Source organism: Methylobacterium brachiatum, assembly GCF_900113845.1.
GTDB classification, from domain to species: domain Bacteria; phylum Pseudomonadota; class Alphaproteobacteria; order Rhizobiales; family Beijerinckiaceae; genus Methylobacterium; species Methylobacterium brachiatum.
In genome coordinates, this window is sequence record NZ_FOQW01000008.1 from 146,538 (window position 1) to 161,054 (window position 14,517).

General features: G+C 72.3%; 13 protein-coding genes. 9 read left to right on the top strand and 4 right to left on the bottom strand.

The genetic code is table 11. The features are described 5' to 3' along the window. Window positions 1-38: 38 nt before the first annotated feature. The 6 genes from BMZ47_RS12185 to BMZ47_RS28810 all read left to right on the top strand — a co-directional run bounded on the left by BMZ47_RS12185 (window position 39) and on the right by BMZ47_RS28810 (window position 6,008). On the top strand, window positions 39-992 hold the full coding sequence (locus BMZ47_RS12185) for an ABC transporter permease (RefSeq protein WP_091862414.1): 954 nt from the start codon (window positions 39-41) through the stop codon (window positions 990-992). A 14-nt stretch (window positions 993-1,006) separates the two neighbouring features. Next, on the top strand, window positions 1,007-1,936 hold the full coding sequence (locus BMZ47_RS12190; protein ID WP_007566660.1) for an ABC transporter permease: 930 nt from the start codon (window positions 1,007-1,009) through the stop codon (window positions 1,934-1,936). Next, the gene (locus tag BMZ47_RS12195; protein WP_091862417.1) at window positions 1,933-2,988 is read left to right on the top strand and encodes an ABC transporter ATP-binding protein; all 1,056 of its coding nucleotides are present in this window, start codon (window positions 1,933-1,935) and stop codon (window positions 2,986-2,988) included. Before BMZ47_RS12190 ends, BMZ47_RS12195 begins: the two co-directional genes overlap by 4 nt. An 8-nt stretch (window positions 2,989-2,996) precedes the next feature. Further along, complete coding sequence (locus BMZ47_RS12200; RefSeq protein WP_007566664.1) at window positions 2,997-4,022, top strand: ABC transporter ATP-binding protein; 1,026 nt, start codon at window positions 2,997-2,999, stop codon at window positions 4,020-4,022. 95 nt (window positions 4,023-4,117) lie between these two features. Beyond that, window positions 4,118-5,365, top strand: coding sequence for a hypothetical protein (locus BMZ47_RS12205; RefSeq protein WP_091862423.1), 1,248 nt, complete (start codon window positions 4,118-4,120; stop codon window positions 5,363-5,365). Between the two features lie 13 nt (window positions 5,366-5,378). Continuing rightward, window positions 5,379-6,008 (top strand): hypothetical protein, encoded by a 630-nt coding sequence (locus tag BMZ47_RS28810; protein ID WP_139220972.1) that lies wholly within the window; start codon window positions 5,379-5,381, stop codon window positions 6,006-6,008. Between the two features lie 22 nt (window positions 6,009-6,030). Here BMZ47_RS28810 and pdxR read toward each other — a convergent pair whose 3' ends face one another. Continuing rightward, window positions 6,031-7,512: a MocR-like pyridoxine biosynthesis transcription factor PdxR gene (gene pdxR, locus BMZ47_RS12215; protein WP_091862425.1), complete on the bottom strand. Its 1,482-nt coding sequence runs from the start codon at window positions 7,510-7,512 to the stop codon at window positions 6,031-6,033. Between the two features lie 93 nt (window positions 7,513-7,605). Here pdxR and BMZ47_RS12220 point away from each other — a divergent pair, with 93 nt between their 5' ends. Next, window positions 7,606-8,232, top strand: coding sequence for an FMN-binding negative transcriptional regulator (locus BMZ47_RS12220; protein WP_091862428.1), 627 nt, complete (start codon window positions 7,606-7,608; stop codon window positions 8,230-8,232). Then, window positions 8,229-8,945, top strand: a complete 717-nt coding sequence (locus BMZ47_RS12225; protein WP_091862430.1) for a GNAT family N-acetyltransferase — start codon at window positions 8,229-8,231, stop codon at window positions 8,943-8,945. The genes BMZ47_RS12220 and BMZ47_RS12225 overlap by 4 nt, the downstream gene beginning before the upstream one ends. 2 nt (window positions 8,946-8,947) lie before the next feature. Here the strand turns inward: BMZ47_RS12225 and BMZ47_RS12230 are convergent, their stop codons facing one another. Together BMZ47_RS12230 and BMZ47_RS12235 are read right to left on the bottom strand one after the other, a co-directional pair. Further along, window positions 8,948-10,495 carry a GMC family oxidoreductase gene (locus tag BMZ47_RS12230; protein ID WP_091862433.1) on the bottom strand — a complete coding sequence of 516 codons (1,548 nt, stop codon included), beginning with the start codon at window positions 10,493-10,495 and terminating at the stop codon, window positions 8,948-8,950. After that, the gene (locus BMZ47_RS12235) at window positions 10,492-11,916 is read right to left on the bottom strand and encodes an alpha/beta hydrolase (RefSeq protein WP_091862436.1); all 1,425 of its coding nucleotides are present in this window, start codon (window positions 11,914-11,916) and stop codon (window positions 10,492-10,494) included. Before BMZ47_RS12235 ends, BMZ47_RS12230 begins: the two co-directional genes overlap by 4 nt. Window positions 11,917-12,034: 118 nt before the next feature. On the opposite strand from BMZ47_RS12235, the gene BMZ47_RS12240 reads away from it, so the two are divergent. Further along, window positions 12,035-12,808 carry a GNAT family N-acetyltransferase gene (locus BMZ47_RS12240; RefSeq protein ID WP_091862439.1) on the top strand — a complete coding sequence of 258 codons (774 nt, stop codon included), beginning with the start codon at window positions 12,035-12,037 and terminating at the stop codon, window positions 12,806-12,808. Here the strand turns inward: BMZ47_RS12240 and xseA are convergent. Further along, window positions 12,791-14,485: an exodeoxyribonuclease VII large subunit gene (gene xseA / locus BMZ47_RS12245; protein WP_091862441.1), complete on the bottom strand. Its 1,695-nt coding sequence runs from the start codon at window positions 14,483-14,485 to the stop codon at window positions 12,791-12,793. The two genes, BMZ47_RS12240 and xseA, sit on opposite strands and share 18 nt — an antisense overlap. Window positions 14,486-14,517: the final 32 nt, after the last annotated feature.

A 14,517-nucleotide genomic window follows, 5' to 3' on the forward strand; every position in this document is an offset into this window, starting at 1 on the left:
GGAACACCTCCGACTGGAACGCGACATCGGGGCCCATGATGCTGATCTACATCCTCAAACGCCTGGTCTACGTGACGCCCGTGGCGTTCGGCGTCAGCCTGGTCTGCTTCATGCTGGTCCATCTCGCGCCGGGCGATGCCCTGAGCGCAGTGCTGCCGGCGGACGCGACCCAGGAGACCATCAACGAGATGAAGGCCGCCTACGGCTTCGATAAGCCGTTGCCGGTCCAGTACCTGATCTGGCTGTGGCATGTGCTCCACGGCGATCTCGGCACCTCCATCGCCACTGGCCGGCCGGTGCTCGGCGAGGTCAGCCGCGCGGTGGTCAATTCGCTGATCCTCGCCTCGGTGGCGACCGTGATCGGCTTCACTTTCGGGACGCTGTTCGGCTTCGTGGCCGGCTACCACCGCAATTCCGTGGCCGACCGGGCCGCCTCCGCGCTCTCGGTCTTCGGCGTGAGCGTGCCGCATTACTGGCTCGGCATGGTGCTGGTGATCGTGTTCTCGGCGACGCTCGGCTGGCTGCCGCCTACCGGTGCCGGGCCCGACGGCTCCGGCAACTGGCGGCCCGATTTCGACCATCTGCGCTACCTGATCCTGCCGGCGGTGACGATGTCGGTGATCCCCACCGGCATCATCGCCCGGACGGTCCGCGCCCTGGTGGCCGACATCCTGGCCCAGGACTTCGTCGAGGCCCTGCGCGCCAAGGGCATGGACGAGTTCGGCGTGTTCAAGCACGTCGTGCGCAACGCCGCCCCGACCGCGCTGGCGATCATGGGCCTGCAGCTCGGCTACCTGCTCGGCGGCTCGATCCTGGTCGAGACCGTGTTCGCCTGGCCGGGCACCGGCTTCCTGCTCAACGCCGCGATCTTCCAGCGCGACCTGCCCCTGCTCCAGGGCTCGATCCTGGTGCTGGCGATGTTCTTCGTCGTCCTCAACCTGCTGGTGGACGTGATGCAGACCGCCCTCGACCCGCGCATCGAACGCGCCTGACCCGGAGGCCGATGATGAACGCACCGATCACCGCATCCGCCATGGCCCTCGACGGCGGCGTGCTCGCCCCGAGCGACGTCGCCCCGGAGGCCGCCTTCGTCCCGTCCCGCGGCTTCTGGGGCCATGTCGGCCACCGCCTGGTGCGCGATCCCGTGGCCATGGGCGCCGGCGCCCTGATCCTGCTCATCGTGGTGATCGCGATCCTGGCGCCCTGGATCACCCCGATGGACCCGTACAAGGGGTCGATGCTGCGCCGGCTGAAGCATGTCGGCGATGCCACCTACTGGCTCGGCTCGGACGAGCTCGGGCGCGACATGATCAGCCGCCTGATGCTGGGCGCCCGGCTGTCGCTGTTCATCGGGGTCACCCCGGTGCTGATCGCCTTCGTGATCGGCTCCGCCATCGGCATCCTGGCCGGCTATGTCGGCGGCTGGCTCAACACGATCCTGATGCGCACGATCGACGTGTTCTTCGCCTTCCCGTCGGTGCTGCTGGCGATCGCCCTCTCCGGGGCGCTGGGCGCCGGCATCTTCAACTCGATCGTGTCGCTGACCTGCGTGTTCGTGCCCCAGATCGCCCGGGTCGCCGAGAGCGTCACGACCGGCATCCGCAAGCGCGACTACATCGACGCGGCCAAGCTGTCGGGCGCCTCGCCGCTGACGATCATGCGGGTGCAGGTGCTCGGCAATGTCGTCGGGCCGATCTTCGTCTACGCCACCAGCCTGATCTCGGTCTCGATGATCCTGGCCTCGGGCCTGTCGTTCCTCGGCCTCGGCGTGCGCCCGCCGGAGCCGGAATGGGGCCTGATGCTCAACACCCTGCGCACCGCGATCTACGCCAATCCGGTCGTCGCGGCCCTGCCGGGCGTGTGCATCTTCGTCGTCTCGATCGCCTTCAACCTGTTCTCGGACGGCCTGCGCGCCGCGATGGAGATCCGCCAGTGAGCGTCATCCCGAGCGCCCCCGACCCGTTCGCCCACGACCGCGGCGGACCGGCCCAGCCGCTCCTGTCGGTCTCGGGCCTCTACAAGCACTTCCCGGTCCGCAAGGCCGGGGGCAAGAAGCAGGTCGTACGCGCCGTCGACGGCGTCGATTTCAACGTCCTCAAGGGCGAGACCCTGGGCATCGTCGGCGAATCCGGCTGCGGCAAGTCCACCACCGCCAAGCTGCTGATGGGCCTGATCGAGCGCGATTCCGGCACCCTTCTGTATGACGGCCAGGCGGTGGGCGAGCGGGCGATGCCGTGGCGGTCCTACCGCCGCCAGGTCCAGATGGTGTTCCAGGACAGCTACGCCTCGCTCAACCCGCGCATGACCGTCGAGCAGTCGATCGCCTTCGGCCCCAAGGTCAACGGCGTGCCCGGGCGCGAGGCCGTGGAACGCGCCCGCGCCCTGCTGGCCCGGGTCGGCCTGGAGCCGAAGCGATTCGCCGGCCGCTACCCGCACGAGATTTCCGGCGGCCAGCGCCAGCGGGTCAACATCGCCCGCTCGCTCGCCCTGGAGCCGCGGCTGGTGCTGCTCGACGAGGCGGTCTCGGCACTCGACAAGTCGGTGGAGGCCCAGGTGCTCAACCTGCTCCTCGACCTCAAGGCCGAGTTCGGCCTGACCTACATCTTCATCAGCCACGACCTGAACGTCGTGCGCTTCATCTCCGACCGGGTGATGGTGATGTATCTCGGCCGGGTCTCGGAGATCGGGCCCTCCGACACGGTGCTCGACGCGCCGGCCCATCCCTATACCGAGGCGCTGCTCGCCTCGATGCCGTCGCTGGATCCGGACAACCGCACCCAGGCCGCGCTTCTGCAGGGCGACCCGCCGAACCCGATCGACCCGCCCCGCGGCTGCCGGTTCCACCCGCGCTGCGGCCTCGCCGAGCCGATCTGCGGGGACAAGGAACCGCCGCTCGACGCCGTCGGGCCGCTGCACCGGGTCGCCTGCCTCGCCCGCCAGCCCGGCTCCGGCCACTCCGCCGCCCCGGCCCGGGCGCTCGCGGCATGAGCGCCCCGATGTCGAACCCCGAACCCGCTGTCACCCTCGAGAACCTGCGCGTCGCCTTCGGCAAGGTGCAGGTCGTCGACGGCGTCGATCTGACCGTGGAACGCGGGCAGGCGATGGCGCTGATCGGCGAATCCGGCTCCGGCAAGAGCGTCACCCTGCGGGCGATCCTGCGGTTGTTCCACGAGGGACGCAGCCGGATTGAGGGCAGGATCCTGGCGGCCGGCCGGGACGTGCAGGCGCTGAGCAAGCGCCAGCTCGCCGATTTCCGCGGCGGCGACGTCTCGATGATCTTCCAGGAGCCGCTGCTGGCCTTCGACCCGGTCTACACGGTCGGCCGCCAGATCACGGAGGCGATCCAGCGCCACGAGAAGATCTCCGGCGAGGACGCCCGCAAGCGCGCGCTGGCCCTGTTCGAGCGGGTGCGGATCCCGAGCCCGGAGCGGCGGCTCGACAATTACCCGCACGAGATGTCGGGCGGGATGCGCCAGCGCGCCATGATCGCGCTTGCGCTCGCCTGCCGGCCGCAGGTCCTGCTGGCCGACGAGCCGACCACGGCGCTCGACGCGACGGTGCAGATCCAGGTGCTGCTGCTCCTGCGCGAGCTTCAGCGCGACCTCGGCCTGTCGATCATCATCGTGACCCACGATCTCGGCGCGGCGGTCGAGGTCGCCGACCGGATCGCCGTGATGTACGCGGGCAAGATCGTCGAGACCGGGACAGCCCATCAGGTCGTGCTCGACCCGCACCATCCCTACACGATCGGCCTGCTGCGCAGCCGGGCGGAGGGGGCGCTGGCCAAGGGCTCCCGCCTCCAGACGATCCCGGGCAGCCCCCCCGACCTCGCCAACCGGCCCCCGGGATGCCCGTTCGCGCCGCGCTGCTTCCTGGCCGAGGACCAGTGCCGCCGGGAAATGCCGCCGGTGGCCGAGATCGCCCCCGGTCACAGGGTGGCCTGCTGGCGGACCGAGGACGCCGCGGCCGCCTACCGGGCCGGGCCGACGCCGGTGCGCGCGGCGGAGCCGGTCCCGGCCTGAACCCCGGAGTCGACGCGTCCGCGCGAAGCCTTTATCCGGCATCGCGCGGCTTTCAGGCGGCGGATCACCGTGCGACCGGCCGCCCGAGCATCGCGATGAGCCCATCCGCCTCCGAGATCGTCCTGGTTCCCCGCGGGGAGGCCGGCCATTTCCTGCCGGCGGCTCTGGGCTGGTTGGGCAAGCCGATCACCGTCACGGCCCATCCGGGCGCGGCCAACCACATCCTCTGCCTGCCGGTTCTGGACTTCGTCCGGCTCGGCTTCCCGGAGGCGAACGGGCGGCTCGACCTCCTCGAGCCCGGCGACGTCGAGAACCTGCGTTCCGGACGGGCGGCCCTGCTGCTCGACCTGTCGAACGAGGGGCCGGGCCTCCACGCCCCGACCTTCGAGGCCTTGCACCGCAACCTGAAGGGTCTCGGCATCCCGCGGGCGCAGGTCATCCTGGTCAGCCAGAACCGGGCGCTCCGGCTCGATTACGAGCAGCTCTACGGCGAGGGCCTGCGTTTCTGGACCTTCGACTTCTTCCCGCTCCAGGTCGCCCTCTGGCTCGACGACGAGGCCGGCCCGAGGCTCTTCTCCCAGCATCCCCTCGACCGAACCGGCTACGCGCCGCTCGCACACGACACCGGCCCGGCCCGGTTCCTCTGCCAGAACGCGGCCCTGCGCTGGCACCGGGTGCTGCTCTACCGCTGGTTCCAGATCCAGCGCCTCGACCGCGACGGCCTGATCTCGTTCCACGGGATCGGCGCGGACAACCCGAAGGCGGGCGGCATCGACGTGTTCCACGCCCCGCCGGAGATCGCGGACGCCTTCGGGCCGCTGCTCGCGGATGTCGGCACCTGGATCCCAAGGCAGGCGCGGCGGATCGATACACCGGCGCCGGGCGGCGACATGGTGCTGACGCTCGATACCCAGGCCTATGCGGCGTGCGACCTGACCATCATCTCCGAGACGGATTTCTTCGAGCTCGGCGTCGAGCGCGTCACAGAGAAGTCGCTGAAGGCCGCCGCCATGGGGCTGCCTTTCGTGATGGTGGGCGCGCCCCGCGCCGTGGCGCTCCTGTCGGAATTGGGCTTCCACACCTTCGGCAGCCTGGTCGACCACCATTACGACCGGGTCACCGACCCGATCGAGCGCCTGCCGGAGGTGTTCCGCTCGATCGAGTCGGCCTGGGCCGATTGCCGGCACGACCGCGCCGCCTGGCAGCGCCGGGCGCGGGAGCAGGCCGAGGCGAATGTCGCGCATGCGCGCCGCGGGTTGCTGCGGCAGCTCGACCGGGTGATGGTCGCGCCCCTGGTGGAGCGGCTCGCCCGGTTCATGGAAACGGGCACCCTCGTGCACTGACCCGCGCCCCGCCGTGATCCTCGAAACCTCGATCGCGCTCCTGCGCTGCACGGCCTGCGACCGCGGCCATTACGTCCCGGTGCGGTTCTGCCCGTTCTGCGGGGCCGAGCAGGTACGGCGGAGAGCCGAATCACCGCCGCCGCCGCCACCACCACCGCCCGAGGTGCACGCACAGCCCCCGGTGGGCATCCCCCCGGAGCCCCCGCCGCCCGAACTTCCACCCGAGGATCCACCCGCACCGCCGCCGGCCGAGCCTGAACCGGCGCCGCCGAAGCCGGTCTGGACGATGCGCCGGCCCCCGCGGCGGCGCGGACGGCTCGTCCGCCTCCGGCAGGCGGTCCTGGCGCTCGCGGCCATCGTCGGCCTCGCGGCCCTGGCGCTGGCGCGCCGCGACGTCGTCCCGGCCCCGACGCGGGTCGAGGTCGGGCCGGCCTGGACCGCGGTGGCGCTGAAGTCGTTCCGCAGCGTCGCGCTGCTGCGCCTCACCGCGGACGGCGCGTTCAGCCTGCGGCTCGACGGCGAGCGCGTGCAGCGGGTCAGTCCGTCGAGCGGTGCGACCGTGCGGCCCAAGACCCTCCGGAGCCTGGAATTGCGATCCGGCCGCGGCCCGATCACGGTGACGCTGACCCCGCGGGGCGAGTGAGCGGGCGGGATCCGGGGCGGTCTCAGCGGGCCGGCCGCAGCGTCTCGGCCAGGCGCCGCACCGCCGGCTCGATCGCCCGCTCGGGCACAGCCGCGTAGCCGAGGAGCAGCCCCGGCTCCGGCGCGCCGGCATGGTAGGCCGAGAGCGCGACCGCGGAGATCCCGGCATCGGCGAGGCGCGCGACGGCTTCGCCATCGTCGCGCGTGGAGGCCCAAGTGGGCCCCGGCCGCGCGATGAGGTGCATCCCACCCTCCATCGGGGCGACGGCCACCACGTCCGCGGCGTGGCGGCGGGCCGCCTCGACCAGGGCCTCCTGGCGCAAAGCGTAGAGCCGCCGGGTCCGGCGCAGGTGACCGGCGAGGTGGCCGTCCGCGATGAAGCGGGCCAGCGCCCATTGCCCGATCCCCGGGGGTGCCGGCCCGATCTCGGCAAGCGCCCGGTTCACCGGCGCCACGAGCCCGCGGGGCAGGACGAGGTAGCTGAGACCGAGCGCGGGCAGCAGGAGCTTGGAGAAGCTGCCGGCATAGATCACACGGCCGCCGCGATCGAGCGCGCGCAGCGGCGCCAGGGGACGCCCGGCATAGCGGTAGGCGCCGTCGTAATCGTCCTCGACGATCCAGCCCGCGGCGGTTTCGGCCCAGGCCAGGAGGTCGAGGCGGTTCTCCAGGCTCATGGCGTGGCCCAGCGGATAATGGTGGGCCGGCGTCACCACGGCCAAGCGCGCGCCCTGCAGGAGCGGGCCGGCTCCGGCCACCGCGAGCCCGCCGGGGCCGACCGGGATCGGGACGGTGCGCAGGCCGGCGCTCGCGAGCGCCAGGGCGATCCCGGGAAAGCCCGGCTCCTCGACAAGCGCCGCCTCCCCGGGATCGAGCAGCAATTCGGCGAGCAGGCGCAGGCTCTGGCGAATGCCCGCCGTGACGATCACGTCGTCGGCCTCGCAGACGACGCCCCGCGCCTGTGCGAGATAGGCGGCGATGGCCACTCGCAGCGCCGGCGCGCCGCGGGGATCGGGCCGCTCAGCCGGTCCATGGCGCCACTCCGCCTGGAGCAGGCGTGCCCAGACCGCGTACGGGAAGGCATCGAGCGCCGGCCGGCCGAGCGCGAAGGCGTCGGGAACGCCCGGACCGGCCATGAACCGCGGGGCCGGTGTCGCGACGCGACGGGCGCCGCGCCGTGACAGGCTCGGCACGACCGCAGGCGCCGGCCGCTGCGCCGGGTCCGATCGCGGCAGGGTGTCGTCCGGCAAGGTCGCGGCGACCCGGGTGGCCGAGCCGGATCGGGCCGTCAGGTAGCCCTCGGCGATCAGTTGCTCGAGGGCGAGCACCACCGTCCCGCGGGCGCAGCCGAGATCGGCCGCCATCACCCGGGAGGCCGGCAGCCGGGCCCCGCGCGGCAGCCGGCGGTCGAGGATCGCCGCGCGCAGGCCCTCGCGCAGCTGGACATGCAACGGCGTCGGCCCGTCCGGATCGAGGCTGACGGGCAGCGGCAGCGGGCCCCGGGCCATGGCAGCAAGCGGTCCAGTCGGATTTCGGAAACCGGACCTTTTGCCTGGTCCGCCCTGCGGTCAAGCAGAGCTGCGCCAACAGGGACAAAGTCGATGTATCAGCCGCCGCACTTTCGGGACGAGACGCGCGCGGCGCAACACGGGCTCATCCGTGCCTATCCGCTCGGCCTGCTGATCACCGGCGGCGCGGCCGGCCTGATCGCCGACCCGGTGCCGTTCCTGCTGGATGAATCCGGCCCGCACGGCACCCTGCGCGCCCATCTCGCCCGCGCCAACCCGCACTGGCAGGCTCTGGCCGAAGCCGAGGAATGCCTGGTCGTGTTCCAGGGGCCGCAGGGCTACGTCACCCCCGGCTGGTACGCGAGCAAGCGCGAGCACGGCCGGGTGGTGCCGACCTGGAACTACGCCACGGTCCACGCCTGGGGCCGCCCCCGGGTGATCGAGGACGCGGATTGGCTGCGCCGCCAGGTTGCCGACCTCACCACCCTGCGCGAGACACCGCGCGCCGCGCCCTGGGCGGTGGACGATGCACCGGCACCGTTCGTGGCGGCCCAGCTCCGCGCCATCGTCGGCATCGAGATCCCGATCACCCGTATCGAGGGGAAGTGGAAAATGAGTCAGAACCGACCCGAGGCCGACCGCGCCGGTGTGGTTGCCGGGATGCGGGCTGAGGGCGAGACGGCCCTGGCCGAGTTGGTCGCCGAGCGGAGTGGATTATGAGCGCGCGCGTCAACGCCTTCGGCCAGCCGATAGGCCCGGCCCTGCCGGACTGGACCCCGCGTCCGCGGCCGCCGCGGGCGCCGATGGCGGGCCGCTTCTGCAGGGTAGTGCCGCTCGATGCCGAGGCTCATTCGGTCGGCCTATTCGCTACTTACAGGGCTGCACCCGACCGGAGCGGTTGGACCTATCTCGGCGACGAGATGCCCGAGAGCGAGGCGGCCTACCGGACGCGCCTCGAAACGCAGGCGCAGAGCCAGGATCCGCTGTTCCACACGATCCTCGACCCGGCGACCGACGCCCCGCTGGGGATCGCCTCCTACCTCCGGATCGACCCAGGCAACGGCGTGATCGAAGTCGGCCATCTCCATTTCGGCCCGGCGCTTCAGCGCTCTCCCGCATCGACCGAGGCGATGGCGCTGATGATGGCCCGGGCCTTCGATGAGCTCGGCTACCGCCGCTACGAGTGGAAATGCGACAGCCTCAATGCCCCGTCCCGGGCGGCGGCGCTGCGCCTGGGCTTCACCTTCGAGGGCATCTTTCGCAATGCCACGGTGGTGAAGGGCCGTTCCCGCGACACGGCGTGGTTTTCAATCACGGACGCGGACTGGCCGCGGGTGCGGGCGGGCTTCGCGGCCTGGCTCGACCCGGCGAACTTCGATGGAGACGGACGGCAGCGGCGTGGGCTCGCCGAGTTACGCGGCGAGCCCAACTGATCTCAGCCCCCGGCGGCCAAAAAGGCCTCCGCGGTGCGCAGGCTCAGCGCCATGATGGTCAGAGCCGGGTTCGCGGCGAGCGAGCTCGGGAAGGTCGAGCCGTCGCAGATCCAGAGGTTGTCGATGTCGAAGCTGCGGCCGACCGGGTCGACCACGGCGCTCGAGCCGTCGCGCCCCATCCGGCAGGTGCCGATCGTGTGGGCGACCCGCTCCAGAACCCAGATATCCTCGGCGCCGGCGGCCTCCCAGAGGTCGCGCATCACCTTGGTGGCATGGGCGTTGAGGCGCTCCTCGTTGGTGCTGTAGCCGAAGCTGATCTGCGCCTTGCGCATCCCGCGGGCATCGGTCTCGTCGGAGAGGGTCAGCACGTTGGCATCGCAGGGCAGCGTCTCGCCGTTGATGCCGATGCCGGCGACGTGGTTGTAGCCGTCGAGATAATCGAGCAGCTTCTGGCCCCACAGGCCGCGCCCGCGCGCCACCGCGTTGCCGAAGGTCAGCGGCACCACGCCGAGGCTCTGGATCAGGTAGCCGCCGGCGAAATCGGACCCCGCGCGGATGAAGTCCTCGGTGATCAGTGACGAGGGGTAGCCGCGGTTCATCCGCACCTCGTTGGCGAAGGTGCCCCAGACCTGCGTGGCGACGTGGCCCATGTAGTTGCGGCCAACCTGATCGCTCGAATTGGCCAGCCCGAGATGCAGGAGCAGCCGCGGTGTCTCGACGGCGCCCGCGCAGAGGAACACCGCGCCGCAACGCTGGCGCCGCTCCTGGCCGTCCTGAACATAGACCACCGCGGTGACCCGGCCGTCGCTGCCGCGCTCGAGCCCGTGGACGAAGGCCCCGGCCCGGATCTCGGCCCCGTGGGTGAGCGCGAGCGGCAGGTAGGTGACATCCATGCTGGCCTTGGCGCCGTTGCGGCAGCCCTGGTGGCAGAAGCCGCAATTGATGCAGGCGTTGCGGCGGGGACCGCCCTCGGATTCGAAGTCCTGCGAGACCACCGCCGCGGGTGCGTCGGCCCAGCGGATGCCGAGGCTGTCGCAGGCGCCGGCCATGAGCTGCGCGGGGGCGTTGCGCGGCACCGGGGGGAGGGGATAGCGGCGGCCGGGATCCCAGGGATAGGATTGCGGCCCCGAGACCCCGATGAAGCGCTCGACCCGCTCGTAGTACGGGGCCAGCTCCTCGTAGCTCAACGGCCAGTCGACGCCTTCCCCGGTCTCGGTATGGAGGCGCAGGTCGCGGGCATCGGCGCGGGGCACGAAGGCGCCCCAGTGCAGGGTCGAGCCGCCGACCCCGGTGCCGCTGTTATTGGCCCCGAACGCCTCCGGCGTGGAGCCGCCGCTCAGGCGCTCCTCGGTCCAGTAGATCTCGTCGGCCAGGGTCTCGTCGAACGCGAAGCGCTCGGGTGTGAAGTTCGGTCCCGCCTCCAGGGCCACGACCTTGAGGCCGGCCGCGGCCAGCCGCGCCAGCAACGGCGCGCCGCCGGCCCCGGTGCCGACGATGACGGCATCGACGGACTCGTCCGTGCGGTAGGTCCGCATCCCGTCGAGGTTCATCGGACCACCTCCGCCTGGTTCGCGCGTGGTTCCCAGGGTTCCGGCGCGTCGAGACCGACCTCATGAAAGCCCGGAAGCCCGTCCGCGATCGGGCCCGGACGGTCGCCGCCGGCCCCGATGCCCGAGAAGCCGACCCGGGCCAGGGCCGCCGGATGGCCGAGCCAGAGGCGGACCGCGTCGGCGCGCAGATCCTCGAACCAGAACCGCATCCGGTCGCCGTCGAGCTGTCCGCCCAACGCCTCGGGCACCGACAGCGCGCCGCGCTCGGCGAGGGTCAGCAACGCATCCTGGCTCGACCCGTCGAGCACCGTGAAGGGGCGGCCCTGGGCGGCCCGTGCCGCCGCATCCAGGGTGCGCAGGGCGGCCCGATACGCCTCCGGGTCGGGCGGCAAAGCCACGAAGCGCCAGCCATCCCCGGCGCCGGACGCGAGACGCCTGTCGATCCGGGCGGCGAGATCCACGCCGCCCGCCGGCAGGACGCGGGCACAGGCAGCGCGCAGGATCGCCAGCTCCACCGGATCGAGCGCTTCCGGGGCATAGGCAGGATCGTCCGGCTCCGCGCGGGCCGCGAGGGCGCCGCGCAGGCGGCTGTTGACCCGCTCGGAGCCGATCAGCGCCGCGTAGGGGGACGGCACCTGGGCGGCCCGCGCAGCATCCGCCTGCGGGCGATCGCGCCAATGGGCGCGCACGATTTCGGCCAGGGCTTCGGGCCGCTCCATCGGCAGGAGATGGCCGACGCCCTCCACGGTCACGATCCGGTGATGGGCGAGGTGCGGCGCCATCAGGGCCGTCTGCGCATCGGCGCCCAGATCCGCGTCCTCGGATCCCGCGAGGATCAGGGCCGGAATCCGCAGGACGCCGATCCGCCGGCACCAATCCTCGCGGGAGCCCGCCTCGAGCCAGGCCGTCCAGGCCTCGGGGGCCGCCTGCAGCACGTCGGCGACCGCGCGCGCTTCGGTCTCCGGGTCGAGAGCCGTGCCGACATTCGCCTGCACGAAGGCCCGGGCCTCGCGCTGGCGCGTCTCCGGATCGGCATCGATCCAGGCGATCATCTTGGCCCGCCGGTCGTCCGGGATCGGCTCGGGGCTCGGCGGGGAGCCGGAGATCAGGACCAGATCGGTCAACCCCTCCAGGCCCGCCTCGCCGTCCTCGGAGCGGCGGGCGAGGGCCAGGGCGACCTTCGCGCCCATGCTGTGGCCGGCAATGGCGAAGCGCGCCGGCGCCCGGGCGCGGATCACGCCCGCCACGTGGTCGGCCATGGCCGCGATGGAAAAGCCCGTTGCCCCGGACGCGTCACCGAAACCGGGAAGGTCCACCGGCAGGCAGGCCGGAATCCCCCCGAGGGTACGGGAGAACGGCGCCCAGCTTCGGGCGCTGCCGCCGAGGAAATGGAGGCACAGGAGGAGATCAGGCGCGGACATCGCACCGACATCGCGCGAGCCTGGAATGCTTCAAGCGTACGCGACGCCGCACGGCCGCGTTCGTGCGGAGTGGCGCTATCGCGTCCGGCATGGAATCCTGACGCCTGAGCGAGGAATCATGACGTCCGACATCGATCTGGCCTGGCGGGTCGAGGAAGCCTGCCTCAATGCCTGGCCGAGCCCGCGCCAGCTTCTGGTCCACGGCTACCTGCTGCGTGCCACGGGCGGCAGCTCGAAGCGGCAGAATTCCCTGAATCCCCTACGCGGCAGCGGCGCGCCCGAGCCGGCGATCGCGGCCGGACAGGCGCTCTACGCCGCCCTCGGGCGCCGGGCGATCTTCCGGGTGCCGGCGATCGCGCCGCAGATGGAGCCCATCCTGGCGGGGGGCGATTACACCGTCGTCGACGAGACCTGCACGCTGTTTCGCGATCTCGACGACCTATCGGGCGGCCCGGATCCGGCGGTCAGGCTCATGCCCGCGCCCGATGCCGACTGGCTCGCCCTGCGCGATGCCGTGAACCGGGCCGACGCGGCCGCCGCCCGGGCATTCCGCGACACGGTCGAAACCCTGATCCTGCCGCGGGCCTTCTCGGCGGTGCCGGCGGAGGGTGGGATCGGCGCCTTCGCGTTCGGGGTGCTCGACGGCGACCTGCTGGTGATCGAGTCGGTTGCGACGGTCGAGCACCTGCGCGGGCGCGGCCATGGAAGGCGCGCCGTCAGCGCGCTGCTGCACTGGGCCCGCGGGCAGGGCGCCCGGGCGGCCTGCCTCCAGGTGATCGCCGCGAATACGCCGGCGCGGGCGTTGTACCGGGGGCTGGGATTCGCGCGCGAGCTGTACCGGTATCACTACCGGGTCGGGCCGGAGCCCGTCCGCTCACGCGTCGAAGAGTGACCCCTGCCGCGTCGGCGCGGTGGCGTTCGGGGCATTGCGCTTCCCGCTCGCACCGTCGGAGGTTTGCTGAGACCGGGCGGTGCGTCGGGCGGGTTTGGTGGACACGGACGGGTCTGAGGTCCCGTCCGGCACCGCGTTCACCGTCCCGTCGGCGAATTGCAGGCTGAGGCGGCTGGCGGTCACGGCCTTGGCGGCGTGTCGGACCGGCAGGCCGGCGGCGTCCCGGACAAGGACGTAGCCGCGCTCCAGCACGGCCCGGTAGCTCAGCGAGCCCAGCAGATGGGCGAGGCCCTCCAGCCGGTCGCGGCGGCGCTCGACGCCGCGGAGGCCGGCCTGGGTGAGGCGGTTCGACAGGGCGACGAGGCGGTCGGCCCGGCGCGCCTGCAGCGCCCGCGCCCGCTCCAGGCTGGCATCCCGGGCGACGACCAAACGGCGGCCCAGCTGGGACAGGGCCTCGCCCTTGCGCTGGACGTCGTTGCGCAGGGCGGTGAGTGGCCGGTGATCGATCCGGGCCAGCCGCGCCCGCGCATTAGCGAGCGCCACGTCCGGCGAGCGCCGGGCCATGCGGTCGAGGAGCAGTTGCAGCCGGGCGCGGTGCCGGCTGGCCCCCGCCGCGAGGGCCGGGGCGAGGCGCGCCTCGGCGAGGTCGAGGCGCTGACGCTTCGCCGCCAGCAGGGCATCGGCGCTCGGCAGGGCGCGGGCCAGCGCGCGCAGGTCGGACCGGTCGCGCTCGACCCGGCGACCGATCGAACCGACCGCGCGGGCGGAGAGGTCGGCCACCGTGGCAACCAGATCGGCCCGGACCGGCACGGCCATCTCGGCGGCGCCGGTCGGGGTCGGCGCCCGCCGGTCGGAGACGTAATCTATCAGCGTGGTGTCGGTCTCGTGCCCGACCGCCGAGATCAGCGGGATCCCGCTCTCGAAGGCCGCGCGGACCACGCATTCCTCGTTGAAGGCCCAGAGATCCTCGATGGAGCCGCCGCCGCGCGCGACGATCAGCACGTCCGGGCGCGGGATGGCGCTGTTCGGGCCCAGGGCGTTGAAGCCGCGGATCGCCGCCGCGACCTCCTCGGCCGCGCCGTCGCCCTGAACGCGCACCGGCCAGACCAGCACCGGCCGCGGGAACCGATCCTCCAGCCGGTGGAGGATGTCGCGGATCACCGCCCCGGTGGGCGAGGTGACCACGCCGACCACGCGCGGCAGGTAGGGGATCGCCCGCTTGTGCTCGGGGGCGAACAGCCCTTCGGCGGCAAGCTGCTTCTTGCGCTCTTCCAGCAGGGCCATCCAGGCACCGAGGCCGGCCGGCTCCAGGCTCTCAACCACGATCTGGTAGGAGGACTTGCCCGCGAAGGTGGTGATGCGGCCGGTGGCGACCACCTCCAGCCCCTCCTGGGGCTTCTGGCGCAGGCGCCCGAACACGCCCTTCCAGACGACGGCGTCGATCCGCGCCTGTCCGTCCTTCAGGGAAAAATAGGCGTGGCCGGAGCCGTGCTGCCCGCGATAGCCGGAGATCTCGCCGCGCAGCCGGACATGGCCGAAGGCGTCCTCCAGGGTGCGCTTGAGCGCGCCCGCCAGTTCGCCGACCGACCATTCCGGCTGGTTGGCGGTGAGCACGCTGGTCGGCGGGATATCCGCCGCAGGCGAGGCTACGGGGCGCGGAGGCGGCACGAGGGGCATGGGCGGACGCTAGAGCAAGAGGCGGAAAAGTG

Excerpts from the sequence above, each read along its gene's own strand:
- xseA (WP_091862441.1), bottom strand. The coding sequence starts at position 14,485 with ATGCCCCTCGTGCCGCCTCCGCGCCCCGTAGCCTCGCCTGCGGCGGAT.
- BMZ47_RS12235 (WP_091862436.1), bottom strand. The coding sequence starts at position 11,916 with ATGTCCGCGCCTGATCTCCTCCTGTGCCTCCATTTCCTCGGCGGCAGC.
- pdxR (WP_091862425.1), bottom strand. The coding sequence starts at position 7,512 with ATGGCCCGGGGCCCGCTGCCGCTGCCCGTCAGCCTCGATCCGGACGGG.
- BMZ47_RS12205 (WP_091862423.1), top strand. The coding sequence starts at position 4,118 with ATGAGCCCATCCGCCTCCGAGATCGTCCTGGTTCCCCGCGGGGAGGCC.
- BMZ47_RS12230 (WP_091862433.1), bottom strand. The coding sequence starts at position 10,495 with ATGAACCTCGACGGGATGCGGACCTACCGCACGGACGAGTCCGTCGAT.
- BMZ47_RS12190 (WP_007566660.1), top strand. The coding sequence starts at position 1,007 with ATGAACGCACCGATCACCGCATCCGCCATGGCCCTCGACGGCGGCGTG.
- BMZ47_RS12200 (WP_007566664.1), top strand. The coding sequence starts at position 2,997 with ATGTCGAACCCCGAACCCGCTGTCACCCTCGAGAACCTGCGCGTCGCC.
- BMZ47_RS12225 (WP_091862430.1), top strand. The coding sequence starts at position 8,229 with ATGAGCGCGCGCGTCAACGCCTTCGGCCAGCCGATAGGCCCGGCCCTG.
- BMZ47_RS12185 (WP_091862414.1), top strand. The coding sequence starts at position 39 with ATGCTGATCTACATCCTCAAACGCCTGGTCTACGTGACGCCCGTGGCG.
- BMZ47_RS12240 (WP_091862439.1), top strand. The coding sequence starts at position 12,035 with ATGACGTCCGACATCGATCTGGCCTGGCGGGTCGAGGAAGCCTGCCTC.
- BMZ47_RS12220 (WP_091862428.1), top strand. The coding sequence starts at position 7,606 with ATGTATCAGCCGCCGCACTTTCGGGACGAGACGCGCGCGGCGCAACAC.